Raw genomic sequence first — 23,944 nt, forward strand, 5'->3', positions numbered from 1 at the left:
GCCGTTCAGCTTGGCGACCTCTTCGACGACGTCGCGGGCGATGAGCATGGCCAGCCCGCCCAGCAGCACGATCCGGGCCCCGAAGCGCGCGCTGAGCCGGGCGGAGGCGAACAGCGAGATCGAGCCGATGCCGAGCGCGGCCGGCAACATCGCCAGCCCGGTGTCGAGGGCGCCGTACCCGAGCACCTGCTGCATGAAGAGCGCGACCAGCACCTGGAAGGCGAACATGCCCGACAGGGCCAGCATCTGGGCGAGGTTCGCCCCGGCGACGTTACGCGAGCGCAGCACCCGCAGCGGCATGAGCGGCGCCTTGGCGGTGGCCTGCCGGACGACGAACGCGACCAGCAGGGCCAGCGACACCGCGCCGAGTCCGAGGGTGTGCGTGGCGAGCCAGCCGTACTCCTCCACCTTGACCACGGTGTAGATGCCCAGCATCAGGCCGGACGTGACGAGCAGCGCCCCCAGGACGTCGGCGCCGGCCGACAGGCCGGCCCCGCGGTCGGCGGGCAGCGCGCGGACGGCCAGCGCGATGGTCACCACGCCGATCGGCACGTTGATGAAGAAGATCCACGGCCAGCTGAAGGCATCGGTGAGCACGCCGCCCAGCACCTGGCCGAGTGAGGCGCCGGCGGCTCCGGTGGAGCTGAAGATCGCGATGGCCTTGACCCGCTCACGGGGCTCGGTGAACAGTGTCACCAGGATGCCCAGGACGACTGCCGAGGCCATCGCGCTGCCCACGCCCTGCAGGAATCTGGCCGTGATCAGCAACCCGGGGCCACCGGCCGCCCCGGCCAGGAACGACGCGGCAGTGAAGATCACATTTCCGGCCATGAACATCGTCCGGCGGCCGATCAGATCGCCCAGCCGCCCCGACAGGAGCAGCAGGCCCCCGAAGGCGATCAGGTAGGCGTTCATCATCCAGCTCAGCCCGGCGGGCGAGAACCCGAGATCCTTCTGGATCGCGGGGAGCGCGACGGTCACGATGCTGCCGTCCAGGACGGTCATCAATGCGGTGGCGGACAACACTCCCAGCGCGGTCCACCGCGATGCAGGCAAATACGACACAGTCTCTCCCGTTCGAAGTCGGACAAGAGAGACCGTAACAGATGGTTCCGTTGCAGACGATATGCCTCGGGACTAATTCTTTCGTTCGCGTGCCCTGCGCGCCGGCTGCGGACCCTCCTCGGGGACGGCGAGATGGCCGGCGACCAGCCGGTTCAGCGCGCGGACCAGCACCTCGCGCTCATCTTCCGGCAGGGAGCCGAGCGCGTCCCTGTGCACGCCGTCCACGATCTCCTGGCTGCGTGCGGCGACCTCCGCGCCGGTACCGGTGACCGCGATGATCCGGGCCCGGCGATCGGTGCTGGAGGGGCGGCGCTCGGCGTACCCGGCCTTCTCCAGCGCGTCCACGGTCACCACCATCGTGGTCTTGTCCATGTCGCCCAGCTCGGCGAGCTGGATCTGCGTGCGCTCCGCCTCCAGCGCGTGGACCAGCACGCAGTGCATGCGCGGGGTGAGCCCGATCTCGGCCAGGGCCGCGGTCATCCGCGAGCGCAGCACGTGGCCGGTGTGGTCGAGCAGGAAGGACAGGTCGGTCTGGGTACGAGCGGGCGCCATCGCTGTCATGACCCCAGCCTACCCAGATGGTTTCGGAACGGATTATCTGCGACCGGACCAACCTCTCCTACGGAGCTCCGTCTCCCGTGGCGGAGAAGGCCTGCCGGTAGTGTTCGGCCGCGGCGGCCATGTCGTCGCTGAGGAGCTGGAAGAACCGGCCGGCGGTGCGGAGCCGGTCGCTGGCCGGGGTGCGGCTGCCGAGGACGTCCGCGCCCTCCCTGATGGTGCCGGCCCACAGGGCCATCGACCGGGTGCCCACCAGCCAGGCCCGGTACCAGACGTCGTCGTCGATGAAGTAGCGCTCACGCCGGTTGTCGCGCTCGCGCTTGACGAGCCCCAGCTGCTCCAGCGCGCCGACGGCCTTGGAGACCGACGCGGGGCTGACCCGCAGCCGCTCCGTCAGCTCGGCGACGGTCATGTTGCCGCTGTCGCTGGTGAGCAGCCCGACCAGCACCCTGGCGGCCATCGGCGGCCAGGCGCCCGACAGCAGCGCGGTGAGTTTCTGCTCGTATTCGCGCACCGCCGCGGGGTCACGCTCGGAGACCTCCGTGTGGACCTGCGCGCCGGGCGGCGGGCTGGGCCGGCGGCGGGCACGCCAGGCGGTCGCCTGCTGCGCCCGGCCCGCGTGGTAGCCGTGCGGGCCGCCGTTGCGGGCGATCTCGCGGCCGACGGTCGATCTCGGCCGCTCCAGGCGGCGGGCGATCTCCGCGTACGGGAGCCCTTCCGCCAGCCCGTCGGCGATCTTGCGGCGGTCGTCGTAGCTCAGATGGCCTCCCGGCATGCGCCCCTCCCTGATCGTCACGCACGCACAAGTATGCCCGACTGCTACACGAAGCCAAGGGCTGTTGCATTTGACGGCAAGGTCGTTGCGCCAATAGATAGCGCCTGACCTGCGGTAGCGCTGTTTTCTCATTGCTTGCTCCGCGAACACAGTCGTAGCTTTCCCTGTGCGTGAACGATCGCCGACCGCGTACGGCACGCAGAAGTGGAGAGCCTCGCATGACTGCCAAGATCTGCCTGGTCACCGGCGCCTCATCCGGCATCGGCCAGGCCACCGCGCTGGAGCTCCTGCGCGCCGGCCACACCGTGTACGGCGCGGCCAGGCGCGTGCACAGGATGGCCGCGATCCGCGAAGCGGGAGGTCACCCCCTGCAGGCGGACGTGACCAAGGAGGAGGACCTCCAGCGGGCCGTCGGCGCCGTCCTGGACGAGCACCGGCGGATCGACGTCCTGGTCAACAACGCCGGGACCGTCGTGCACGGCTCGGTCGAGGACACGCCGCTGGCGCTGGCCCGCGAGGCGTTCGAGGTCAACGTGCTCGCGCCGGCCCGGCTGGTCCAGCTCGTCCTGCCGGCGATGCGGCGGCAGGGGTCGGGCACGATCGTCAACGTGTCCTCGATCGGCGGCGAGATCGCCCTGCCGCTCGGCGCCTGGTACTACGCCTCCAAGCACGCCCTGGAAGCCTTCTCCGACACGCTCCGCATGGAGACCGGGCAGTTCGGCATCGACGTCGTCGTCATCCAGCCCGGCATCATCAGGACCGACTTCGAGTCAGGGACCGCCCGGCAACTGCGGGAGATCTCCGGGGACGGCCCCTACCGGCCGATGGCCGAAGCGATGGCGCGCGCGGCCGAGACGCCGATGGGCGAGTACGCCTCCGACCCCGGCGTCGTCGCCACGGCCATCCGGGAGGCCGTCGAGTCGGACCGGCCGCGCACCCGCTACGTCATGGGCTGGCAGGCCGAAGCCCTGCTGGACCTCAACCGGTCGCTCCCGGACCGCGAGTTCGACGCCCGGATCATCGGCCCGCTCACCTGAGCGGGACCGCCTGTACCCCGGCGGGGAGACCAAGGGTCGCCTCCCCGGCCGTGCTCAACGAGACCCGCACATCGGAGAAACCCATGTCCCCTGCAGCCATCGCCACGTCCGGGCTCGTCAAGGCCTTCGGGCCGGCCCGCGCCCTGGACGGGCTCGACCTCACCGTACGCACTGGCGAGGTGCACGGTTTCCTCGGCCCGAACGGGGCCGGGAAATCCACCACCATCCGCATCCTGCTGGGCCTGATGCGGGCCACCTCCGGCAGCGCCCGGCTGCTGGGCGGCGACCCCTGGGCCGACGCCGTCGCGTTGCACCGGCGGCTGGCGTACGTGCCCGGCGACGTGGAGCTCTGGCCCAACCTCACCGGAGGCGAGGCCATCGACGTGCTCGGCCGCCTGCGCGGCGGCCTCGACGCCGGGCGCAGGGACGAGCTGATCGAACGGTTCGAGCTCGACCCGAAGAAGAAGGCGCGCACCTACTCCAAGGGCAACCGCCAGAAGGTCGCCCTCGTCGCCGCCCTGGCCGCCGAGGTGGAGCTGCTGATCCTGGACGAGCCCACCAGCGGCCTCGACCCGCTGATGGAGGCGATCTTCCAGCAGGTCGTCGCCGAGGCCAAGGCCGCCGGCCGTACCATCCTGCTGTCCAGCCACATCCTGGCCCAGGTCGAGACGCTCGCCGACCGGGTCACCATCATCCGCGCCGGCAAGGTCGTGGAGTCGGGGACGCTGGAGCAGTTGCGGCACCTGACCCGCACGACGGTCGTGGCCGGCACCGCCACCCCGGTCACGGGGCTCGACCGGCTGCCCGGCGTCCACAACGCGAAGACCGAGGGCGCCAACGTGCGCTTCAGCGTCGACGCCGACCATCTGGACGCCGCCGTCCGTCACCTCGGCGGCTTCGGCATCCGCTCCCTGGTCAGCCACCCGCCGACGCTCGAAGAGCTCATGCTGCGGCACTACGGGATCAAGGAGGCGGCATGACCGCCACGCTCGCCCCGGCGCACGCTCGCACCGGATCCAAGGCGGCGCGCGGTCAGCTGACAGGCACCGGCGCCATGCTGCGGCTGGCGCTGCGCCGCGACCGGATCAAGCTCACCATCTGGCTGCTGGCCATCACGGCCCTCGTCCCGCGCTTCTACTACGCCGCCGTCGCCTCGGTCATCCCGACGCCGCAGGCCATGGCCGAGGCCTCGCAGATGATCCGGGTCTCGTTCATGAGGGTGCTGGCCGGGCCCATGTTCGGCGCGGAGATCACCGCGCAGCGGTACTTCCTCGCCGCCTACTGGGTGGAGTTCCTGCTGGCCGCCGCTCTGATGAACATCCTGCTCATCACCCGGCACACCCGCGCGGAGGAGCAGAGCGGCCGGGCCGAGCTCATCCGCGCCGCCGTCGTCGGCAGGCAGGCCCAGCTCACCGCGGCGCTGTCCCTCGCGCTGATCGGCAACGTCGTGCTCGCGCTCCTCACCGCCGCCGCGGCGATCAGCATCGGCTTCCCGGCCGGCAGCGCGCTGCTGTTCGGCCTCTCCCTGGCCGCGGCCGGGCTGGTGTTCGCCGCGGTCACCGCGGTCGCCGTCCAGGTCACCGAGCAGCCCAGGGGCGCCAGCGGGCTGGCCGGCGCCGCGCTCTTCGCGGCGTGGCTGCTGCGCGGCGCGGGGGCGATGCAGGCGCAGGAGGGCGGGCCGCTGTTCTGGTTGTCCCCGATCGGCTGGTCCCAGCAGACCCGGGCGCTGGGCGACGAGCGCTGGTGGCCGCTCGCCCTGTCGGCCCTGCTCACGGGGCTTCTGCTGGCGGGGGCCTACGCCCTGGCCGGGCGCCGGGATCTCGGCGCCGCCCTGGTGGCCGCGCGTCCCGGGCGGGCCTCGGCGCCGTCCTGGCTGAGCTCGCCCTTCACGCTCGCCCTGCGGCTCCAGCGGGCGACCATCGTGTGGTGGGCGGCCGCGTTCCTCGCCGTCGGGGTCGTCCTGGGCGCGATGACCGGCGGGATGGCGGAGACCGACCTGCCGATCTTCGCGGGGGCGGACTTCGGGCGGGCCTGGATCAGCCTCATGGTCTTCACCGGGTCGTTGTACACCGGCGTCTTCGTGGTCCTGGCGGTCGTGCGGATGCGGGCGGAGGAGGTGCGCGGCCGGGTCGCCCCCCTGCTGGCCGGCCCGACCGGCAGAACGGCGTGGCTCGGCTCGTCGTTGCTGGTCACCGCGCTCGCGGCGGTCCTGCTCCTGGCGGTGTACGGCATCGCGCTCGGCGCCGGCGCCGCCGCCTCGACCGGCGAGGCCGGTTTCGTGGGCGAGGTCGTTCTGGCGTGCCTGATCCGCGTCCCGGAGGTGCTGGTGCTGCTCGCCATCCCCGCCGTGCTGCTCGGGCTCGCCCCGCGGGCCATCAGCCTCGCCTGGGCCGTGCTCGTGTACAGCGGGTTCATCCAGATCCTGGGGTCCTACCTGGGTGTGCCGTCGTGGCTGGTGAACACCTCGGTGCTCTCGCATCTGCCCTGGCACCCGCTGGGGACGTTCGCGCCGGTCGCCACGGTGGTGCTCACCGTCCTGGCCGCCGCGCTGACCACCCTCGCCCTGTACGGGCTGCGCCGCCGCGACCTCAGCGCCGGTTAGCGATGCCATTCAGAAAACGGGGCTCCCTGTCGATCTGACAAGAAGCTAATGTGTGCTCATGCCCGCCGACGAATGGCGTCCGCCGAGCATCCTGCTCGCGGTCGACCTGGTGATCTTGACCCTCCGTGACGCCCACCTGACCGTCCTGCTCGTCCAACGCGGAACCGACCCCTATCGCGGGGCGCTGGCCCTGCCCGGCGGCTTCCTGCGCGACGAGCACGAGGACATCGAGGCGGCGGCGCGGCGCGAGTTGTCGGAGGAGGCCGGCCTGGCCGACGTGCACCTGGAGCCGCTCGGGGTGTACGGCGAGCCGGGCCGCGACCCGCGCGGCCGCGTCGTGTCCGTCGCCTATTTGGCGATCTCGCCCCACCTGCCGGAACCCGTCGCCGGCACCGACGCCGCCGGCGCCTCGTGGACGCCGGTGGACGACGCCCTGTCCGCGACGACGGCGCTGGCGTTCGACCACCGCCGCATCATCGCCGACGGCGTGGAACGGGCGCGCGCCAAGCTCGAACACACGGCACTGGCCACCGCGTTCTGCGCCGAGACCTTCACCCTCTCCGAGCTGCAGCAGGTGTACGAGGCGGTCTGGGGCGTGGAACTCGACCCCAGGAACTTCTACCGCAAGGTGCAGGGCGCACGCGGCTTCATCGTCGCCGAGGGGCCGATGCGCAAACCCTCCAACGGCCGCCCCGCCCGGCTCTTCCGTGCAGGCCCGGTCAAAGAGCTCTATCCCCCGATGACCCGGCCGTAGGAGGGCCGCAGAACGGCCTGCCCGGCCGTGCGATGTACGGCGGCCTCGGGCGGGTCCGTCTCGTCGAGCACGGCGGCGATTCCCTCGTGGGCCAGCGCCTCCGCGTACCGGTAACCCAGTTTCGGGGCCAGCTCCAGCGCTTGCCGGTGCAGCTTCATGGCCTCCTCAGGCAGGCCCGCCAGCCGGCAGGTCTCGGCGTAGCCGTTGAGGAAGTGGATCTTCCAATGCTCCTCGAACAGCTCGTCCAGCAGGGCGAACGCCTGACGATGGCAGGCGAGCGCCTCCTCGTGGCGGCCTGTCCGCCGCAGCGCGACGCCCAGGCAGTTGAGGCACCACGCCTCGTTGTGCTTGTGCCCGTCCTCGCGGGCCAGCGCCAGCGCCCGCTCCAGGTGCTCCATCGCCTCGTCGGGTGCCTCGTGGGCGATGGCCACGCCGAGGGTGATCCGGGCCGTCAGCGTGGGAGGCCACGCGGGGTCGGCGTGCGGGATGTCCAGCGCCGCGCGGGCCAGCCGCGCCGCCTTCTCGTACTGTCCGAGCTGCAACATCGCCCAGGCCTCGTACGCGGTGGCGTGGGCCGCGCCCATCGGGCAGTCGGCGGCCGTGTACAGCCTGCCCGCCAGCCGGAAGAGGTCGAGCGGCTCCTCGACGTGGCCCTCGTCCCACCTCAGGTAGCCGCGGCGCATGGTCAGCTCGGCCTCGGACCTGGTGTCCCCGGCCCGGGACACCAGCGGCGCCGCCGCGTCGTACGCGGCGCCCGCCTCCGCCATCCGGCCCGCGTTGTAACGGGCGAAGCCCAGGTCGCTGTGCGCCTCGGCCAGCTGCAGCGGGTCGCCCAGGCGCTGCGCGGCGACCAGCGAGCGCTCGAACAGGACGTTGAGGTGCGTCGTGCCGCAGCGCCGCGCGAAGAAGGCCCGCATGAAACGCGGCAGCTCGCACACGTGCGCGTCGGCTCCGGCGGCGACCGCCGCCTCGAAGACGGCCATCAGGTTGGTGTACTCCGTGGCGAACCAGAAGAGCGCCGCGTGCTTGCCGGCGAACGTCGGCAGCTCTGCCGGAGGCCGGCCCGCGGAGACCTCCCGGCTGGGAGGCACGTACGACATCACGGCGTCGGCGGCGGCCGCCGCGTACACGTAGTAGTCGAGCACCCGGCCCAGCGCCTGCTCCAGCTCCGCCGGTGAGTCCTGCTCGGCGGCGGCCCCGCGCGCGTGCCGGCGCACCAGGTCGTGCAGCCGGAAGCGGCCGGCCGCCGGCTGCTGGACGAGGTGCGCGTCGAGCAGGTCCTCCAGCATCGCCCGGGCGCCGCGCAACGGTATGTCCGCCAGCGCCGCCGCGACGTACTCGTCGAAGGTCGAGCCGGGCAGCAGGCCCAGCAACCGGAAGAAGCGGCGCTGCGCCCTGTCCAGCTGCCGTACGGACATGGCGAACGCCGTGTCGAACTCGGTGGCGCCCTCCGCCATCCGCTCGACGAGAACGCCCACGGTCCAGCCCGGCCGGTGCCGCAGCCGGGCCCCGGCCAGCCGCAGGGCCAGCGGCAGATGACCGCACAGCCGCAGCACCTCGGCGGCGGACTCCGGGTCGCGGGCCAGCCTGCCGTCGGATCCGCCCGGGTCGCCGCTGGCGCGGGCCAGCAGTTCGGCGCTCTCCTGCGGGGTCAGCACGTCCAGCGACACCGGGGGCACCTCCTCCAGGCCCAGCAGCCGGTTGCGGCTGGTGATCAGGGCGACGGCCGGGCCGGCGCCGGGAAGCAGCGGGCGGACCTGGTCGGCGTCGGCGGCGTTGTCGAAGACCACGACGGCCCGCCGGTGGGCCAGCTCCGACCGCCAGCAGGCGGCCAGCGGCTCGATGCCGCCCTCCTGCGGGATCTTCTCCGACGGCACGTCGAGGGCGGCGAGCAGGGTGCGCAGCGCCGGATCGGGATCGAGCGGTTCCCGCCCGTCGGTGAACCCGTGCAGGTCCACATAGAGCTGGGCGTCGGGGTAGTCGGCGGCGAGCCGGTGCGCGGCGTGCACCGCCAGGCAGGTCTTGCCGACGCCCGCCATGCCGTCCACGGCGACCACCCTGCTGTCGTGCACCGCGGCGAGCACGGCGGCGAGCTGGACCGCACGCCCGGTGAAGTCGGGCACGTCACGCGGCAGGTCGTTGCGCGGCGGGCGCGGCGCCCCGGCGGGCGGCGACGGGGGCTGGACCTGGCGGCTCGTCTTCGGGGGCGCGGGCAAAGGGCTGGAGGCCCGGTCCCACAGGGGGCGCAGCGGGCGGGGGTCACGCTTGACGAGGCGGCAGAGCGCGATCACCGCCGCCCAGGGCGGCACCGACTGGCCGCTGAGGTAGCGCGACAACGACGACGAGCTGAGGCCCGTGTCCCGCGCGAGGGCCCGCACACCGCGTCCGGACAGCTCCTGCAGCAGGCGCAACCGGGCCGCCAGCTCATCCTGCGGACTGGCCTTCCCCGTCATCCGCTCCTGCGTGACCACCCGTTCCCCGCCTCTCCGTCCCGCCCGGCGTTTCCGGGCCGCTGCTGGTCAGGACTGTTCAGCGGTCCCGTCGCCGTCGTCATAGTAGGCCCCTCCGGCCGTCGCGGAGTCACGCGGTGGTGTCACATATCCGGGCGCTGCCTTGTCTGAGCTGATGCACGGCCGGATCGAGCCGGCCACCGTCGCGAAGGAACCCTGATGAGCACCGATCACGCACACGCGCACCACCTCGAGAACCCCGACAAGAGCGGGCCGCCGCCGAAGATCGACGTGGTCGCCACCGTGCCGGGGGCGCCGCCCGCGCCGGAGGGGGCCGAGGCGATGACGATCCTGGTCACATTGCCGCCGAACAGCCCTGGCGCGCCGCCGCACCGGCACTCGGGGCCCGCGTTCGGGTACGTGGTCAAGGGGGCCGTCAACTTCGAGCTCGAAGGCGAGCCCGTGCGGGTCGTCCGGGCCGGCGAGGCGTTCTGGGAGCCCGGTGGCGACGTGATCCACTATCAGGACGGCAACCACCTCGACGACGACGAGTCGGCCTTCGTGGTGACGATGTTCTGCGCGCCCGGGCAGCCGATGTTGACCCCGGTCAGCGCGGAGGAGCTGGAGGCCCGTCGAGACCGGCGCGCGCCACGGTCATGACCTAGGTCACGGTGCCCGTCGTTCCCGCCTTCAGCTGGGCAGGCTGCGGCCCTCCGTGGCCGTGACGGCGAGCGTGCCGGTGGTGGCGCGCAGGCCGAAGCCGTACCGGTACTGCCGGCGGACCTGCGCGGTCCCCAGCACGCCGGCGACGGAGGCGGTGTGCAGCCGGCGCCATCTGCCGGCGTGCTCGGCGTAGGAGGTGACGGTGTCGCCGGTGAGCAGCAGGGCGAAGCGGTCCCCCTGGCCCAGGGTGAGCGGTATCTCGGTGGGGGCCTTGCGGAACCGCCCGCCCACCCGCAGGTCGAACCCGGTGCTCTTGCGGCTGTTGTTGTACCAGGCCGTGAGGTAGTTGTCCCCGTCCTTCACCCAGCCGACGAAGACGCTGTCCTCCGGCTGGCCGGAGCCGGTGAACGTGCCGGCGGTCAGCACGCTGACGGCCTGGTCGGAGGAGAGCGCCCCCGGGCCCGCCACCATGCCGAAGTACGGCGCCGCGCCGCTCGCGCTGAACCTGCCCCCGCCGACGGCGATCGCCGGCGCGCCCTCGCCGGGGGACGGCCGGTAGGCGGCGTACTGGCGCGAGGTGTCGCCGCCGAACCGGTCTGTCGCGTCGACCTGGGGCAACGCCGCCAGGTCGAGGCTCGCACCGCCCGGCTTCAGTGGCGGCGCACCGCGGAACCAGGTCGGCACGACGAGCACGCCCGCCGCCACCAGCAGCGCCGCAGAAACGGCCAGCACCGCGATCTTCAGCCCGGCGGGACGCCTGCGCACGGCCGATGGGCTGGTCGGCGCGGCTCCCGCGTCCACGAGCGTGTGCCCGTTGCCCGGACGGCCTTCGTTCGGCGTGGCGGCGCCGCCGGTCAGCTCCCGCAGCAACCGGGCGGCGCTCGGGCGCGCGGCCGGGTCCTTGGCCAGGCAGGCGATCACCATCGGCCGCAACGACTCGGGCACGCCGGACACGTCGGGCTGGTCGTGCAGGATGGCGTGCAGGACCGCGGGCACCGTCGAGGCGGGGAAGGCGGAGCGCCCGGTCGCGGCGAAGACCATGGTGCCGGCCCAGGAGAACATGTCGGAGGCCGGGGTGAGCGGACTGTCGGTGAACTGCTCGGGCGGCATGTACGCCGGAGTGCCGGCCAGCTGGACGTTGGTCGTCATGTTGCCGACCGCACGGGCGATGCCGAAGTCGATCACCACGGGCCCCTCGGGGCCGAGCACCACGTTGGCCGGCTTGAAGTCGCGGTGCACGATTCCGGCGCCGTGGATCGAGGCCAGCGCGGTCAGCGTGGAGACCGCCAGCCGTTCCATCCCGCCGCCCGCACGGGGGCCGTCGCGCTTGACCAGCGCGTCGAGTGACGGGCCGGGGACGTACTCGCTGATGATGTACGGCCGCTCGTCCACCAGCCCGGTGCCGAGGACCCTGGCCGTGCAGAAGGTGGCCACGCTCGCCGCGACCTCCGCCTCCCGCAGGAACCGCCGGCGCGTGTCGGGATCGTCGGCGAGCCACGGGTGCAGCAGCTTGATCGCCGCTCGCCTGCCGTCCGGCGACTCTCCCAGGTAGACCGCTCCCTGGCCGCCCTCACCCAGGCGCGCCAGGATCCGGTGGCCACCGATCTGCCGGTATTCCGGTGGGCGATCAACGGTCACAGCATCACTCCGCACGGTTCGGACGATCCGTATATGCCGCCGCTCAGGCTAGCCCACCGGTGCATACCCACCCGAATGCCCGGCGGCGGCGGGCCGACCGCCGCCGCCGGGTGCGCGGAAGCCCGGTCAGCCGCGCAGGACCGCCGGGAGTCGCATGCCTCAGGCGGGGAAGGCGTCCACGTCGCGGTCGTAGTGCCGGTGCCGGATGACGGCGTCGGTGAACGCCCGGGTGAAGCCGTCCCCGGCCGAGGAGTCGATGACGCCCTGGTGGCCGGGCAGAGCGGCGGCCCGCAACAGGGCCTCGCCGTCCGCCAGCGCCCCGATGGTCTTGCCGTGCCGGAAGGCCTCGCGTACGAACTGCACGGCATACGCGTTGCCGGTCAGCTCCTCGCCGCCGGCGCACAACACCGCGTCGTACAACACCGAGGAGGCCGCGCTGACCTGCTTGTCGACCGCCAGCGAGCCGACCATGCCCTCGTGCGGGGCGATCACGTCGCAGACCGCCTTGCCGCTCTCCAGCTCCTGCATCACCGGGTTCAGCGCGGCGGCGTCGGTGCCGTCGCCCACCAGGATCGCGATCTTGCGGGTGGCCAGGCCGGAGGGCTGGCCGGCCTGGCTGAGCGCGGGCGAGCTCTTGCCGTGGTTGGTGGTCCTGGCCGTCGGGGCGGGCAGGCCGAGCCCGGCGGCGACGTGCGCGGCCAGGCCGGTGTCGACGTTCGTCAGCCGCTCGACCACCTGCTCCTTGATGTAGCGGCGCTCCACGTGGCCGAGCTCGAACAGGAACGCCTTGACAATGTGCTCCTTCTCCCAGGGCGACATGCTGTTCCAGAACAGCGTGGCCTGGCTGTAGTGGTCGCCGAAGCTGGGGCTGCGCTTGCGGATCTTCTCGCCTTCGACGCGTTCTGTGTAGTGCCGGAACACCCCGTTCATGTCGCCGGCGAGCACCCCCGTCGCGGGGCAGCCGCCGCTGATGGAGTTCTTGGAGTAGCTCGTGTGGCTGGTGTGGATCATGTGCTGGTGGAAGCCGTCGCGGTTGTCGTTGTGCACGGGCGCGACCGGCCGGTTGATCGGGATCTGCTGGAAGTTCGGGCCACCCAGCCTCAGCAACTGGGTGTCGAGGTAGGAGAAGTTGCGGCCCTGCAGCAGCGGGTCGTTGGTGAAGTCGATGCCCGGCACCACGTTGGCGGTGCAGAAGGCGATCTGCTCGGTCTCGGCGAAGAAGTTGTCCGGGTTGCGGTTGAGGGTCATCTTGCCGACCATCCGCAGCGGCACCTCCTCCTCCGGGATGATCTTCGTGGGGTCGAGCAGGTCGAAGTCGAACTTGTGCTCGTCCGCCTCCGGCACCAGCTGCAGCCCCAGCTCCCACTCCGGGTACTGACCGCTCGCGATCGCCTCCCACAGGTCACGGCGGTTGAAGTCGGGGTCGTTGCCCTGGATGCGCAGCACCTCGTCCCACACCAGCGAGTGGGTGCCGAGCTTGGGCCGCCAGTGGAACTTCACGAACGTGCCGCGCCCCTCGGCGTTGACCAACCGGAAGGTGTGCACGCCGAAGCCCTGCATCATCCGGAAACTACGCGGGATCGCCCGGTCCGACATCAGCCACATGATCGTGTGCATCGTCTCCGGCTGCAGTTGCACGAAGTCCCACAACGTGTCGTGCGCCGACTGCGCCTGCGGGATCTCGTTGTGCGGCTCCGGCTTGACCGAGTGCACGAAGTCGGCGAACTTGATCGCGTCCTGCACGAAGAACACCGGGAAGTTGTTGCCGACCAGGTCGTAGTTGCCCTGCCGGGTGAAGAACTTGGTGGCGAACCCGCGCACGTCGCGTACCGTGTCGGCCGACCCGCGTGAGCCTGCCACGGTCGAGAAGCGTACGAACACCGGCGTGACCAGCGACGGGTCGGACAGGAAATCGGCGCAGGTGTACTCGGCCAGCGACTCGTACACCTGGAACACGCCGTGCGCGCCGGAACCGCGCGCGTGCACCACCCGCTCGGGGATGCGCTCGTGGTCGAAGCGCATCACCTTCTCCCGGAGGTGGAAGTCCTCCAGAATGGTCGGGCCGCGCTCGCCGATCGACAGTGAATTGTCGGTGTCGTCGATGCGGACGCCCTGGTCGGTGGTGTAGCGGGTGTTCGTCGAATCCACTCGGTACTGATCGAGCTGCTGCTGTTTCTGGTTGCTGTCGTCCGCCACGGTGGTCCCCCGGTAGAGATCGGCTCGGCATCGGGGGGCCAGCATTCGTCGTACCCCCGATCGATCCCCTCCCACCACCGCGCCGGAACTGCTCCACGGATGACGGCTAGACTCGCCGTGTGTTCGACTCGCCTGACTTCGATCTGGCGTCCTACGCCGGCTTCGACACGGCGGCGTATGTGCGGCACACGTACAACAGCTGGGACGACGCCGGTTGGCGGTCACTGCTCGTCCAACGCTTCGACCACGCCTCCGAGGCCGAACACCTTCCGCTGCCCGCGGCGTCCGACCTGCACCTCGTGCTCTGCGTGGCCGGGAACGCGGACATGGGCCTGCACACCGGCGGGAAGCCCGTCCGGCGCCGCTGGGTTCCCGGTCACCTGGAACTCATGGTTCCCGGCCGCGCCGCCTCACTCAGCTACCGGGCTACCTCCAGGTTGAGCACCGTCCAGGTGCACATCCCCTCGCCGGCCGTCCAGCGGGTCACCGAAGCACTGGGCGGCCGTGAGCCCGACTTCGAAGCGCTGTCCGCCGCTCTGACGGCGGGAGACCCGGTCGTCGAACAGCTCCTCCGCTCGTTGCCCGGCGCCGGCGGCGCGGGTGACCTGTACGCGGAGTCCGCCGCGGCGTTCCTCGCGACGCACCTGCTGACCCACGGCGGGAACGAGCGCCTGCCCGGTCCCGAGCACGCCGCCGTCCGCGCGGGCGTCGCCATCATGCGGGAGCGTCTGGCGGAGCCTCTGACGCTGGCCGCCATCGCCGCCGAGGTCCACCTGAGCGTGTACCACTTCGTCCGCGTCTTCCGGGAGGCCACCGGCCGGACACCCCACCGGTATCTCACCCGGTTGCGGATTGAGCGGGCGCAGCGGCTCCTGTCCACCAGCTCGCTCAGCGTCGAGCAGATCGCCGGGCGGTGCGGGTTCGCCAGTCCTGGCGCGTTGTCGTCGGCCTTCCTGCGCCAGACCGGCGTCCGGCCCTCGGCGTACCGCAAGAACTGATCGATCCTCGGCAATCGCGCGCATGTCCCTGGACGGCGGCGGTGCCTACGTTGGGGCACATGCCGTACTCCTATGGCGTGACCGCGCGCTCGCAGGCCGCTCCCGATGCCGTCTTCGCGGCGCTCACCCATGCCGCCACCTGGCCGTTGTGGTCGCCGATCGACTCCGCCGACGTCGAGAACGGCGACCCCGCGGACCGCCAGCAGTTCGGCGACACCAGGATCTTCCGCACCGGCCGCAGCGTCGCCCGGGAGCGGATCCTCGAACTGGTCACCGACCGGCGGTTCGTCTACGACAACGCGGGCGGGCCCTTCCGCTCCTACCACGGGACCGTCGATCTCGCCCCGGCACCCGGAGGGGGCACCGACATCTCGTGGTCCGCCACCTTCGAGCCCAAGGTGCCGCTCACGGGCGGTTTCTGGCGATGGTACCTGACCCGCTTCATGCAACGCATGGCCGACGGTCTCGCCGCGTACGCGGACGGCGCAACTGTGTGACCAGGGAGGTAAAGGCAGTCTTTGCCTCCATGGCGGCGGGTATGCGACGCCGGAGGGGAAGCCCATGATGGGGAGGTCATCACCATGGGCGAGGCGAGGCGGGAGACCGGTCGAACGACCACCGTCGCGGTGCTGGGCACCGGGCTGATGGGGTCGGCGATGGCGCGGCGCATGGCCGGCCAGGGCTTGGACGTACACGCCTGGAACCGCTCCGCCGACAAACTGCAGGCGCTCAAGCCCTGGGGTGTGACGGCGGCGGCGAGCGTGGAGGAGGCCGCCGACGCCCGGCGGCACATGCTCGACAGCCCTGTTTCCGGCAGCAGCGAACCGGCCGCGCACGGCAGGCTGACGCTGATCGTCTCCGGCGGCGAAGACGCGCGCGGCCCGTTCTCGACGTGCTCGGTTCACACACCCTGTACGTGGGCGCGGCGGGACAAGCCTCCCGGGTGAAGCTGATCGTCAACAGCTGGATGACGGCATCGGTCGTGGCGATGGCCGACACCCTGCTCGCCTGCGGGCAACTGGGGGTGGATCCGTCCCTGGTGCTGCAGGCGCTCGACGACGGTCCACTCCGCATGTCGTACGCGATGCAGAAGGCCGAGGAGATCCGCGCCCACAACTACCCGCCGGGATTTCCGCTGGAGCTCGCGCTCAAGGACCTGGAACTGCTGGCCGACGAGCGCGATCACCCCTCCCGGCTGTCCGGTCTGCTGCGCACGACGCTGCGACAGGCGGTCGAGGACGGCCACGGCCGCGAGGACATCGCGGCCGTCGCCTCCGTCGCCTCCGTCGCCGAACAAGTGGTGGAGTCCTAGGGCTGACCGGTGCGGGTGGCGGCCTGGACGATGACGGCGGCGACCACGGCCGGGTTGGACACGTACACCGCGTGGCTGCCCGCGGTCTCGGTGACGGTCGAACCGGCCCGTTCTGACATTGCGCGCTGGGCCGGCGGCGGGATCATCCGGTCGTCGGCGGCGACCAGGTACCACGACGGCTTGACCCGCCAGGCCGGTTCGGAGACCACGCCACCCAGGGCGCCGACGCCCCAGGGGAGCTGGGAGTCGGCCATGAAGGCGGCCTGCCGCGCAGGAAGGTCGGCCGCGAAGGACGCGGCGAACTTCTCCCGGTCCAGGAACAGGAGCCCGTCCTTGGGCGGCAGGATCGGCGGGACCGGCGCGCCCGGCGGCGGGTCGGCGATCAGCGTGTTGACCGACTCGCCCTTGTCGGGCGCGAACGCCGCGATGTAGGCCAGCGCGGCCACACCGGGGTGGGTGCCGGCCTCGGTGACGACGACGCCGCCGTAGGAGTGGCCCACCAGCACGGCCGGGCCGTCGAGGCCGTCGAGGATCTGGTGGGTCGCGGCGACGTCACCGGCCAGCGACACGGTCGTGTTCTGTACCACGGCCACCCGGTAGCCGTCCGCGGTCAGGAGCTCGTACACCCCCTGCCAGCCGGAGCCGTCTACGAACCCGCCGTGGACCAGCACGATGTTCTTCACTCCCGAAGCGGCGTTCACGACACTGCCTCCTTCACCCGCGAGTCCTGCTCACGAGCACGGTTGGGACGTGGTCCAAACGGTACACGGCCGGCGCGAGCGCGCATTGCGGCAAATGACGCGGATATCGACCGCCGTTCATGACGTAAGCCAATTGCAGGGCTATGGTTATTGCAAGTTATGTGCAAGCATGTGAGCTTTGGAGGAGAACGATCATGGGTGACTACAGCCTTCCTGACATGCCCTACGACTACGCGGCGCTGGAGCCCGCGATCACCGGCGAGATCCTGGAGCTGCACCACGCCAAGCACCACGCGGCCTACGTCAAGGGCGCCAACGACACCCTGGAGAAGCTGGCCGACGCGCGCGACAAGGGCGAGTTCGGCGGGCTGGTCGGGCTGGAGAAGACGTTCGCGTTCAACCTGTCCGGGCACGTGCTGCACACGATCTTCTGGCAGAACCTGTCCCCCGACGGCGGCGACCGTCCCGACGGTGAGCTCGGCGACGCGATCATTGAGCACTTCGGCTCCTTCGACGCCTTCAAGAAGCAGCTCACCACCGCCACCGCGAGCGTGCAGGGCTCTGGCTGGGGCGTGCTCGCCTGGGAGCCGCTGGGCCGCCGCCTGGTCGTCGAGCAGATCTACGACCACCACGGCAACGTCGGCATGAACAGCACCCCGCTGCTCGTCTTCGACGCCTGGGAGCACGCCTACTACCTGCAGTACCGCAACGTGCGCCCCGACTACGTCGAGAAGCTCTGGGGCCTCATCAACTGGAACGACGTCATCGCCCGCTACGACGCCGCCCGCGGCGCCTAGCCCCATGCCGGTGGCGCCCGCCTGGCACCTGGCGGGCGCCACTCTCGTGGACTTAATGCGAGTTGCTCGCAATTGCGACTTATGAGCAGAATGAGGATGATATTTCGTACGATCGTCCGACCTCTCGCCTCCGGAGACTCATCACATGAGCCGCCCGCCCCGTACCGCCCCAGCCATGCCGACCGTCAGCGCCCTGCTGAAGGCGGTAGCCGGATCATGAGAAGGTTGCTCGTCCTGGTGGCGGCTCTCTCGCTGACCGCCTGCTCGCAGGCGCCCGCCACACAGGAGGCCGGGCAGGCGGCGGCGCCGCAGGCCGGCTTCCCCGTCACGATCGAGAACTGCGGGCGCAAGCTCACCTTCGACAAGCCGCCCGCCAAGGTCGTGACCGGCTATCACCCCTCGCTGGAGACCCTGCTCGCCCTCGGCCTGGGCGACCGGATCGCCGGGCGCACGAACTTCTCGGAGAGCCCGTTCCTGCCGGGGCAGAAGGACCAGTACGCCAAGATCCCGGAGATCTCCGACACGATCATGCCGCCGCAGAAGGAGATCATGCTCGCCCAGGGGGCGGACTTCGTCCTGGACAACGCCATGGCCGGCTTCGACGCCGCCGGCGGGTACGCCACCGTGGAGGAGCTGGACTCGGCCGGCAGCCCGGTGTACATCCTGGGCGGCTGGTGCAGCCCTGAGGAGGTGCTCCAGTTCACCATCGACGACACCTTCACCGACCTGCGCGACCTCGGCGCGATCTTCGGCGTGCCCGACCGCGCCGACACGCTGATCAGCGACCTGCGGGGCCGGCTGGCCGACGTCAAGAAGCGCGTCGAAGGCCGTACCCCCGTCAAGGTGCTGGCCACCGACGGCGGCAAGGGCCCGATCAACGCCTACGGCGGCTCAGGGATCACCAACCAGATGATCGCCCTGGCCGGCGGCGTGAACGTGCTGGCCGACGTCAAGGGCGACTACACCGAGGTCAGCGTCGAGAAGATCAGCGCCGCCCAGCCGGAAGCGGTCCTGGTCAGCGACTACGCCACCCTGCGCGGCGAGGACATGCCCAGCTCCCCCGCCAAGGCCGCCGACGCCTTCGCCATCGCCAGGAACAGCCCGGCCGCCGAGAAGCAGCGCTACCTCGCGCTCCCCGTGGCGGCCCAGCACCCCGGCTACCGCAACATCCTGGCCATCACCGACATCGCCCGCTTCCTGCACCCCGACGCCTTCACCCAGTGACCACCACGACTCAGCAGAACCCGGTGCGGACCGAGCTCCGCCGTACGAGCCGGTTCCTCCTGCTCATCGCCGCGCTCCTCGTCGCCGTCGTCGCCTCGACCTGGCTGGCGGTGAGCATCGGCGCGGTCCCCGTCGCCCTCCCCCAGGCGTGGGGCATCGTCGCCGACCGCCTCGCCCCCGGCCTGGTGCCGCGCACCTGGACCCCGGTGCAGGAGCAGATCGTGTGGGAGTTCCGGCTGCCGCGCGCACTGCTGGCGCTCCTGGTCGGGGCCGGGCTGGCGGTGGTCGGGGCCGTGCTGCAGGCACTGGTACGCAACCCGCTGGCGGACCCGTTCCTGCTCGGGATCTCCTCCGGGGCCTCGTTCGGCGCGGTGCTCGTGCTGATCCTGGGCGCCTCCGCGCTGGGCGGGCTGTCGTTGTCGGCCGCCGCCTTCGCCGGATCCCTGCTGGCCTTGGGGCTGGTGTACGTGCTGGCCCAGCGGTCGGGGCGCATCACCCCGTCGCGGCTGGTGCTGGCCGGGGTGGCGCTGGCGTACCTGTTCCAGGCCGCCTACAGCTTCGTCCTGCAACTCGCCCAGAGCGGGCGGGCCGCCCAGCAGGTGCTGTTCTGGCTGATGGGCAGCCTCGGTGGCGCCCGCTGGCACCTGCTGCCGCTGCCGGCCGTCGTCCTGGCCGCCGGGGTGACGTACCTGCTGCTGCAGCACCGTCCGCTGAACGCGATCGCCGCCGGAGAGGAGAGCGCCATCTCGCTCGGGGTGAACGTGAACCGCTTCCGCCTGACCCTGTTCGTGCTGACCTCGTTGCTGGTCGGCGTGCTGGTGGCCACCAGTGGCGCGATCGCGTTCGTCGGCCTGATCGTGCCACACGCCGCCCGGCTGCTCGTCGGCGCCGACCACCGCCGGGTCCTGCCCGTCACCGCCCTGCTCGGAGCCGTGTTCCTCCAGCTCGTGGACGTCGCCGCCCGCACCGTCAACGCGCCTCAGGAGCTGGCGCTCAGCATCGTCACCGCCCTGTTCGGCGTGCCGTTCTTCCTGTGGCTGCTGCGCCGCCGCTCCGCGGACCGTGCGGTGAACGTCACATGAAGCCGGACCCCGCGTCACATGAAGCCGGGCTCGCCGGATCGGACGGTGAGCGTCACATGAAGCTCGACCTGCGCGGCGTGTCCGTCGCGCTCGATGGCAACCCGATCGTGCACGAGGCCGATCTGCTGGTGGACGACGGCGAGTTCGTGGGCCTGGTCGGGCCGAACGGCTGCGGCAAGTCCACCCTGCTCCGGGCGATCTACCGGGCGCTGCGCCCCGCCGCCGGGCTCATCAGCGTGGACGGCGACGACGTGCACCGGCTCGCCGCCCGCGAGGCCGCCAGGCGCACCGCCGTCGTAGCCCAGGAGACCCCGGCCGACCTGGACTTCACGGTGGCCGAGGTCGTCCTCATGGGCCGCACGCCGTACAAGGCCGATGCTCGAACGGACGAGGAGCTGTGCGCGCGGGCGCTCGACCGCGTCGGCCTGACCGGCGCCGTCCACCGCGTCTTCGCCACCCTGTCCGGCGGCGAGAAACAACGCGTCTTGCTCGCCCGCGCCCTCGCCCAGCAGACCCGCCTGCTCCTGCTGGACGAGCCCACCTCCCACCTCGACATCCGCCACCAGCTGGAGCTCCTGCACCTGGTGCGCGAGCTCGGCATCGCCACCCTGGCCGTCCTGCACGACCTCAACCAGGCCGCCGCCTTCTGCGACCGCCTGTACGTCATGAACGCCGGCCGCATCGTGACCGGCGGCCCACCGGAACAGGTCCTCACCCCCGACCTCATCTCCCAGGTGTACGGCGTGCGCGCCGTACACCGCACCCGGCTCGTCTTCGAACGGCTCAAGGAGGAGCGCTGATCCCCGGATGACCCTCACGCACCGATCAGCTCAAGGCCGACGACGCCCCCGCCGGGCAGATGGGTGAAGACGGCCGCGGACTCGGAGAGCTGGGTCAGCAGCAGGTGGTCGCGCCCGACGGCGATCGCGTACGCCGACACGCGCGAACATACGCGCATCAGTGCACCTCGGCGCGCAGCACACGGGCCAGGCCCGCCGCCATCGGGACGACGACCCACACCAGCCCCGACACGGCCAGCCGGGCGGGGGCGTCGCCCGTCCAGTCGCCGCTGAACAGCACATCGGTGTTGCCGCCCAGGTCGACCCAGTCGGCCAGGGTCTTGCCGAGGTCGCCGAACAGGCGGACGAAGGGCCACACCATGGTGTTGACCAGGCAGATCACGATGGCTGCCGGCGCGTTGAGCAGCAGCAGGCCCAAGGCCAGCCCCTCGGCGGTCATGATGAGCAATACGGCGATCCAGCCGAGGAACGCCTGCGGCGCGAGCTGCCAGGTGGGCTCCTCGCCCAGAACCGCGGCGGAGATCGCGGTGGCAGGAACCGCGATCAGCAACGAGAACAGACAGGCCAGCACCGTCGCGGCCAGCGCGGACAGGCTCTTGGCCGCCACCACCCGCCCCCGCCGTGGCTCCAGCGTGAACGTGGTCAGCGCGGTGCGATGGCTCCACTCGGCGGTGACCGTGAGAATCGCGAGCACCGGCAGCAGGTAGCCCAGGCCGATCGAGGCGGTCGAGGCCAGGGTGAGCAGCTTCGGCGGCCCCACGACGACGCCCCGCCCCACGACGAGCGCGGCCGAGACGAAGACCAGAACCCCCGTCAGGATGACACCGCCGCGCGTGTCAACGAGCTTGCGGGCCTCCACCAGCAGCAGCCTGCGGAACGGGATGGAATGGGAGAGAGTCGTGGTCATGCCAGGCTCCGATCGGCGTCGGCGGTCAGGTCGAGGAAGGTCTGTTCGAGGCCGCGGCCTCGGCTCAGCTCGGCCACCGTGCCCTCGGCGAGCACCCGGCCGCGGCCGATCATCACGATGTGGTCGGCGATCTGCTCCACCTCGTAGAGCAGGTGGGAGCTGAGCAGCACCGCGCACCCCGCTTCGGTCAGGTCGCGCAGCAGCCCGCGCATCCACTGGATGCCCTGCGGGTCGAGGCCATTGGCCGGCTCGTCGAGGATGAGCGCGCGGGGCCGGCCGAGCAGGGCGTGGCCGATGCCGAGCCGCTGCCGCATACCCAGCGAGTAGCCGCCGACGGCCCGCCTGCTCTCCTTGACGGTCAGCCCGACAAGCTCAAGGACCTCCGCCACGCGTGAACGGGGCAGGCCGAGCAGCATGGCGCCCAGGGTCAGCACCTCGCGCCCGGTGCGACCCGGGTGATGGGCGCTGGCGTCGAGCAAGGTGCCGACGTGGTAGCCCGGATGCCCCAGCTCCGCGTACGGAAGGCCGAGCACGGTGGCCGAGCCCGAGGTGGGCCGGGCGAGCCCGGCCAGGATGCGCAGTGCGGTCGATTTGCCGGCCCCGTTGGGCCCGAGGAAACCGGTGACGGTGCCCGGCTGGACGCTGAAGGACACGTCGTCGAGGGCTCGCACCTCTTGGTACGTCTTGCTGACGCGATGGAATTCGATCACGGACCCAGTCCACCGGAGACGCCGCCGCGGCCACATCGGACCTGGGGCGAGAGAACCGATCTGCGAGGCCAGATCCGCCGGACCCGCTGTGGACCCAGGTCGATACGACGATCGCCCCAGGTCGCTAAGAGCTCAGGCCCTCGAACTTCAGGCTGGAAACCATCCACGACCCCGCCACACATCGGCCGTTCCCGGAGAGGCTGGGTGCCGCGCTTCGTTACGGGCCGGCCGCGCTATCACTTCTGCTCTGCTGGTCAGAGACCGCGGCATCGTCTCCGAGCCCTGGCTCCTCGGGATTCTGACCGACATGGGGGCGGGCCTCGCCGGCCTGGCCCTGCTGCGGCGGCGGCACCGCCGGCCTGGTGTCTCCGGCCTTCGCCTCGGCCACACCTGCGTGCTCATTTCTGCCGCGAAGAGGCGCGGAGGTCGTGGCGGGCCGGGGGCGACGCACCAAGGCCCCCGGTGTCCTCTCAGTCACCGATGAAGTCGAGGAGGTCCTGGTTGAGCTGTTCGGCGTGGGTCATGAAGATGCCGTGCGCCGCTCCGGGATACTCCTTGTACACGTTGCCCGGCACCAGCTTCGCCAGTCGCCGCCCGCAGAGATCGATGGGAGCCGAGGCGTCGGCATCGCCATGGATGATCAGGGTCGGCACCTGGAGGGCGGCGGCCTCGTCTCGCAGGTCGGTGCTGAAGCCGATCTCGACCACCTCGACGGCGGCCTTGGCCGAGCAGTCGAGGCACCGCTGCACCGTCCACTCCAGGAGCTCGGAGGAGATCGTGTTGCCGAGGTGCGTCGCGAAGAACGCCTGCGCGTTCCTGGCCATCCACCTCGGGCGGTCTTTGGTCCGGTCCGCCGTCACGGCGTCGAAGATGCTCCGGTCGACACCCTCAGGATTGTCCGGCGTCCTGAGCGCCAGCGGCGCGGTGACCGCGATCAGCACGACTTTGCTCACGCGGTCGTACCCGTGGCGCGACAGGTAGCGGATCACCTCTCCGCCGCCCATCGAGTGCGCCACCAACGTCACCTCACGCAGGTCGAGGCGGTCGAGCAGGGCCGCGAGGTCATCGGCGAGGGTGTCGTAGTCGTACCCGTGGCCGACCCAGTCCGAGCGGCCGTGCCCCCGCCTGTCCATGGCGATGCAGCGCAGGCCCTGATCGGCCAGCGGGAGCATCTGGAACTCCCATGAACTGCTGCTGAGCCAGGCCCCGGCCACGAACACCACCGGCTTGCCCTGGCCCCAGTCGGTGTAGAACAGGTTCGTGCCATCAGAGCCTTCGAAGTACGGCATGGTGAATGTCCTTCCTGAACGCCATGTGCTGCTTATGCGATAACTCTGGCCGGGCGGAGGTCATCGCGTCGATTACCTGGGAGGTAGTGGAAAGCGCGAGCGACTGTCACGTGGGGCAGAGGGTGGCGAACAGGTGACGGTCGCTCTCGGGGGTGCCGGTGACGTCGCCCGCAGGGTCCGCCCGGGGGGACGGCCTGCCAGAGGCGGTTCAGGTCGGCCGAGGCGCCCCCGGGGAGGGGTGCCCATCAGAGCGGGAGCCCATCAGGGAGGGAGCCCGTCAGGGACGGGACCGGTTCGGGAGGGGACCGGTTCGGGAGGGGACCGGTTCGGGAGGGACCGGTTCGGGAGGGACCGGTTCGGGAGGGACCGGTTCGGGAGGGACCGGT

The 23,944-nt window shown here is 71.3% G+C and carries 24 protein-coding genes; 13 read left to right on the plus strand and 11 right to left on the minus strand.

Translation table 11 applies throughout. The features are described 5' to 3' along the window. The 3 genes from ACFPZ3_RS19040 to ACFPZ3_RS19050 all read right to left on the minus strand — a co-directional run. Positions 1 to 1,065 (minus strand): MFS transporter (locus ACFPZ3_RS19040; protein WP_379515474.1); only part of this gene is annotated, 1,065 nt, incomplete at its 3' end. A gap of 72 nt (positions 1,066 to 1,137) precedes the next feature. Next, positions 1,138 to 1,626 (minus strand): MarR family winged helix-turn-helix transcriptional regulator, encoded by a 489-nt coding sequence (locus ACFPZ3_RS19045; protein ID WP_379515475.1) that lies wholly within the window; start codon positions 1,624 to 1,626, stop codon positions 1,138 to 1,140. A gap of 58 nt (positions 1,627 to 1,684) precedes the next feature. Further along, positions 1,685 to 2,398, minus strand: coding sequence for a GbsR/MarR family transcriptional regulator (locus ACFPZ3_RS19050; protein WP_379515476.1), 714 nt, complete (start codon positions 2,396 to 2,398; stop codon positions 1,685 to 1,687). 218 nt (positions 2,399 to 2,616) lie between these two features. Here ACFPZ3_RS19050 and ACFPZ3_RS19055 point away from each other — a divergent pair, with 218 nt between their 5' ends. From ACFPZ3_RS19055 to ACFPZ3_RS19070, 4 genes are all read left to right on the plus strand, one after another. Next, complete coding sequence (locus ACFPZ3_RS19055; RefSeq protein ID WP_379515477.1) at positions 2,617 to 3,435, plus strand: oxidoreductase; 819 nt, start codon at positions 2,617 to 2,619, stop codon at positions 3,433 to 3,435. 83 nt (positions 3,436 to 3,518) lie between these two features. Further along, the gene (locus ACFPZ3_RS19060; protein ID WP_379515478.1) at positions 3,519 to 4,415 is read left to right on the plus strand and encodes an ABC transporter ATP-binding protein; all 897 of its coding nucleotides are present in this window, start codon (positions 3,519 to 3,521) and stop codon (positions 4,413 to 4,415) included. After that, a complete protein-coding gene (locus tag ACFPZ3_RS19065) occupies positions 4,412 to 6,037 on the plus strand; it encodes an ABC transporter permease (protein ID WP_379515479.1) in 1,626 nt (541 codons plus the stop codon). Before ACFPZ3_RS19060 ends, ACFPZ3_RS19065 begins: the two co-directional genes overlap by 4 nt. Positions 6,038 to 6,095: 58 nt before the next feature. Continuing rightward, positions 6,096 to 6,791 carry an NUDIX hydrolase gene (locus ACFPZ3_RS19070; protein WP_379515480.1) on the plus strand — a complete coding sequence of 232 codons (696 nt, stop codon included), beginning with the start codon at positions 6,096 to 6,098 and terminating at the stop codon, positions 6,789 to 6,791. On the opposite strand, the gene ACFPZ3_RS19075 is transcribed toward ACFPZ3_RS19070, so the two are convergent. Continuing rightward, positions 6,767 to 9,244 carry an ATP-binding protein gene (locus tag ACFPZ3_RS19075; RefSeq protein ID WP_379515481.1) on the minus strand — a complete coding sequence of 826 codons (2,478 nt, stop codon included), beginning with the start codon at positions 9,242 to 9,244 and terminating at the stop codon, positions 6,767 to 6,769. The two genes, ACFPZ3_RS19070 and ACFPZ3_RS19075, sit on opposite strands and share 25 nt — an antisense overlap. 216 nt (positions 9,245 to 9,460) lie before the next feature. Here ACFPZ3_RS19075 and ACFPZ3_RS19080 point away from each other — a divergent pair, with 216 nt between their 5' ends. After that, complete coding sequence (locus ACFPZ3_RS19080; RefSeq protein ID WP_379515482.1) at positions 9,461 to 9,901, plus strand: cupin domain-containing protein; 441 nt, start codon at positions 9,461 to 9,463, stop codon at positions 9,899 to 9,901. Positions 9,902 to 9,931: 30 nt separating this feature from the next. On the opposite strand, the gene ACFPZ3_RS19085 is transcribed toward ACFPZ3_RS19080, so the two are convergent. Then, positions 9,932 to 11,542 (minus strand): serine/threonine-protein kinase, encoded by a 1,611-nt coding sequence (locus ACFPZ3_RS19085; RefSeq protein ID WP_379515483.1) that lies wholly within the window; start codon positions 11,540 to 11,542, stop codon positions 9,932 to 9,934. A 159-nt stretch (positions 11,543 to 11,701) separates the two neighbouring features. Then, complete coding sequence (locus ACFPZ3_RS19090) at positions 11,702 to 13,783, minus strand: catalase (RefSeq protein ID WP_379515484.1); 2,082 nt, start codon at positions 13,781 to 13,783, stop codon at positions 11,702 to 11,704. Positions 13,784 to 13,857: 74 nt separating this feature from the next. Here ACFPZ3_RS19090 and ACFPZ3_RS19095 point away from each other — a divergent pair, with 74 nt between their 5' ends. Genes ACFPZ3_RS19095 through ACFPZ3_RS19110 form a run of 4 tightly spaced genes read left to right on the plus strand, consistent with a single transcriptional unit; the run spans position 13,858 to position 16,048 of the window. Continuing rightward, on the plus strand, positions 13,858 to 14,736 hold the full coding sequence (locus tag ACFPZ3_RS19095; RefSeq protein ID WP_379515485.1) for an AraC family transcriptional regulator: 879 nt from the start codon (positions 13,858 to 13,860) through the stop codon (positions 14,734 to 14,736). Positions 14,737 to 14,795: 59 nt separating this feature from the next. Next, positions 14,796 to 15,233 carry an SRPBCC family protein gene (locus ACFPZ3_RS19100; RefSeq protein WP_379515486.1) on the plus strand — a complete coding sequence of 146 codons (438 nt, stop codon included), beginning with the start codon at positions 14,796 to 14,798 and terminating at the stop codon, positions 15,231 to 15,233. A gap of 21 nt (positions 15,234 to 15,254) precedes the next feature. Beyond that, positions 15,255 to 15,683 carry an NAD(P)-binding domain-containing protein gene (locus ACFPZ3_RS19105; protein ID WP_379515487.1) on the plus strand — a complete coding sequence of 143 codons (429 nt, stop codon included), beginning with the start codon at positions 15,255 to 15,257 and terminating at the stop codon, positions 15,681 to 15,683. Further along, on the plus strand, positions 15,629 to 16,048 hold the full coding sequence (locus tag ACFPZ3_RS19110; RefSeq protein ID WP_379515488.1) for an NAD-binding protein: 420 nt from the start codon (positions 15,629 to 15,631) through the stop codon (positions 16,046 to 16,048). Before ACFPZ3_RS19105 ends, ACFPZ3_RS19110 begins: the two co-directional genes overlap by 55 nt. Here ACFPZ3_RS19110 and ACFPZ3_RS19115 read toward each other — a convergent pair. Beyond that, positions 16,045 to 16,749: an alpha/beta hydrolase gene (locus tag ACFPZ3_RS19115; protein WP_379515489.1), complete on the minus strand. Its 705-nt coding sequence runs from the start codon at positions 16,747 to 16,749 to the stop codon at positions 16,045 to 16,047. The genes ACFPZ3_RS19110 and ACFPZ3_RS19115 overlap by 4 nt on opposite strands. 194 nt (positions 16,750 to 16,943) lie before the next feature. On the opposite strand from ACFPZ3_RS19115, the gene ACFPZ3_RS19120 reads away from it, so the two are divergent. From ACFPZ3_RS19120 to ACFPZ3_RS19135, 4 genes are all read left to right on the plus strand, one after another. Further along, on the plus strand, positions 16,944 to 17,546 hold the full coding sequence (locus tag ACFPZ3_RS19120; protein ID WP_379515490.1) for a superoxide dismutase: 603 nt from the start codon (positions 16,944 to 16,946) through the stop codon (positions 17,544 to 17,546). A gap of 216 nt (positions 17,547 to 17,762) precedes the next feature. After that, complete coding sequence (locus ACFPZ3_RS19125) at positions 17,763 to 18,770, plus strand: ABC transporter substrate-binding protein (RefSeq protein WP_379515491.1); 1,008 nt, start codon at positions 17,763 to 17,765, stop codon at positions 18,768 to 18,770. Further along, complete coding sequence (locus ACFPZ3_RS19130) at positions 18,767 to 19,852, plus strand: FecCD family ABC transporter permease (protein WP_379515492.1); 1,086 nt, start codon at positions 18,767 to 18,769, stop codon at positions 19,850 to 19,852. Before ACFPZ3_RS19125 ends, ACFPZ3_RS19130 begins: the two co-directional genes overlap by 4 nt. A gap of 56 nt (positions 19,853 to 19,908) precedes the next feature. Further along, positions 19,909 to 20,652, plus strand: a complete 744-nt coding sequence (locus tag ACFPZ3_RS19135; protein WP_379515493.1) for an ABC transporter ATP-binding protein — start codon at positions 19,909 to 19,911, stop codon at positions 20,650 to 20,652. Between the two features lie 14 nt (positions 20,653 to 20,666). On the opposite strand, the gene ACFPZ3_RS19140 is transcribed toward ACFPZ3_RS19135, so the two are convergent. The 4 genes from ACFPZ3_RS19140 to ACFPZ3_RS19155 all read right to left on the minus strand — a co-directional run bounded on the left by ACFPZ3_RS19140 (position 20,667) and on the right by ACFPZ3_RS19155 (position 23,558). Continuing rightward, positions 20,667 to 20,810 (minus strand): hypothetical protein, encoded by a 144-nt coding sequence (locus ACFPZ3_RS19140; RefSeq protein WP_379515494.1) that lies wholly within the window; start codon positions 20,808 to 20,810, stop codon positions 20,667 to 20,669. Further along, the gene (locus tag ACFPZ3_RS19145) at positions 20,810 to 21,559 is read right to left on the minus strand and encodes an ABC transporter permease (RefSeq protein WP_379515495.1); all 750 of its coding nucleotides are present in this window, start codon (positions 21,557 to 21,559) and stop codon (positions 20,810 to 20,812) included. Before ACFPZ3_RS19145 ends, ACFPZ3_RS19140 begins: the two co-directional genes overlap by 1 nt. After that, the gene (locus ACFPZ3_RS19150) at positions 21,556 to 22,269 is read right to left on the minus strand and encodes an ABC transporter ATP-binding protein (protein ID WP_379515496.1); all 714 of its coding nucleotides are present in this window, start codon (positions 22,267 to 22,269) and stop codon (positions 21,556 to 21,558) included. Before ACFPZ3_RS19150 ends, ACFPZ3_RS19145 begins: the two co-directional genes overlap by 4 nt. A gap of 470 nt (positions 22,270 to 22,739) precedes the next feature. Beyond that, on the minus strand, positions 22,740 to 23,558 hold the full coding sequence (locus ACFPZ3_RS19155; protein ID WP_379515497.1) for an alpha/beta fold hydrolase: 819 nt from the start codon (positions 23,556 to 23,558) through the stop codon (positions 22,740 to 22,742). Positions 23,559 to 23,944: the final 386 nt, after the last annotated feature.

The sequence above is a fragment of the Nonomuraea insulae genome (genome assembly GCF_042656245.1).